Source organism: Paenibacillus sp. J31R34, assembly GCF_059383715.1.
Genome location: NZ_JBXENU010000027.1, coordinates 1 through 1,340 on the forward strand (window position 1 = coordinate 1; position 1,340 = coordinate 1,340).

Consider the following 1,340-nt stretch of genomic DNA (forward strand, 5'->3'; position numbering starts at 1 on the left):
GGGTCTGTCAACAATTTTGTGTAAACTCTGTTGAAGCAAAAGTTAACGCAGGTGCTGACTGATCCGTTCAGGGAAAAAGACGGAGAGCTGGAGGAGCATTTGTCCCCAATTCTGCACACGCCCTGTCCACTTTCGGGTAACATCCATCGTCGCCAAATAAAGCATTTTGAGGAGGGACTCGTCGGTTGGGAAAATGCTCTTTCCTTTTGTCACTTTCCGAAGCTGACGGTGATAGCTCTCAATCATATTGGTCGTATAAATGAGCTTACGGATCTCAGGTGGATATTTGAAATAGGTGGAGAGTTCATCCCAGTTGGTACGCCAGGAGCGCACCATGAGCTGGTATTTGCTTCCCCATTGTTCTTCAAAGCGATCTAATTCGAGCAGAGCAGCCTCTTCGGTTACCGCTTTGTAGATCGGCTTTAAATCAGCGGTTACCTTTTTCAGATCCTTGTAGGAGACGTAACGGATGGAGTTACGGATTTGGTGAATGATGCATTTCTGAATCTCGGTGTTCGGGTAACAGGCGGAGATCGCCTGAGAGAAGCCCGTGAGATTATCCACACAGGTGATCAGAATGTCCTGTACCCCCCGGTTTTTAAGCTCGTTTAACACACTGAGCCAAAATTTAGCGGACTCGTGCTCCCCAATCCACATGCCTAATACGTCCTTGTTGCCATCTAAATCGATGCCAATGACCATGTAGGCGGCCTTATTCACAATGGCGCCGTCTTGCTTCACTTTGTAATGAATCGCATCCATAAATACGACTGCATAGATGCCTTGCAACGGTCGATTCTGCCATTCTTTAATGAGGGGTACGATCTTGTTGGTCACGTTCGAAATCATGGTTGGAGAGACGTCAATTCCGTACAGATGATGGAGGTGATCTTGGATATCCCTTGTGCTAACACCTTTCGCATACATGGCGATGATTTGATCCTCAATACCGGTGACGGTGGATTGGTGCTTCTTCACAATCACGGGTTCAAACTCGCCATGACGATCACGAGGGACAGCAATCTCCACCTCGCCGTATTCACTGGTTACTGTCTTTTTCGTTTTCCCGTTCCGGCTATTGCGTGTCGTTTTGCTTTTTACATCATGCTTCTCATAGCCCAGCTCCGTGTCGAGCTCAGCCTCCAGCATGGATTGCAGGGTCTCTGCAAATAGCTCCTTCAATGCCGACTGTACATCTTCCATCGTTTTGAGGTTGTTTTCCTTCACAAATGCCTTCACTTGTTCCTTATTGAATCTCGCCATCGGTGCCATCCTCTCAAACCAGCCTTTCTTCTATTGTAATCGGGTTTGAGAGTTTACACAGAATATTTTACAGACTC

Annotated in this window: 1 protein-coding gene; it reads right to left on the reverse strand. The window is 47.1% G+C overall.

The genetic code is table 11. The features are described 5' to 3' along the window. Positions 1–42: 42 nt before the first annotated feature. On the reverse strand, positions 43–1,263 hold the full coding sequence (locus tag AC50YG_RS31830; protein WP_494832874.1) for an IS256 family transposase: 1,221 nt from the start codon (positions 1,261–1,263) through the stop codon (positions 43–45). Between the last annotated feature and the right edge of the window lie 77 nt (positions 1,264–1,340).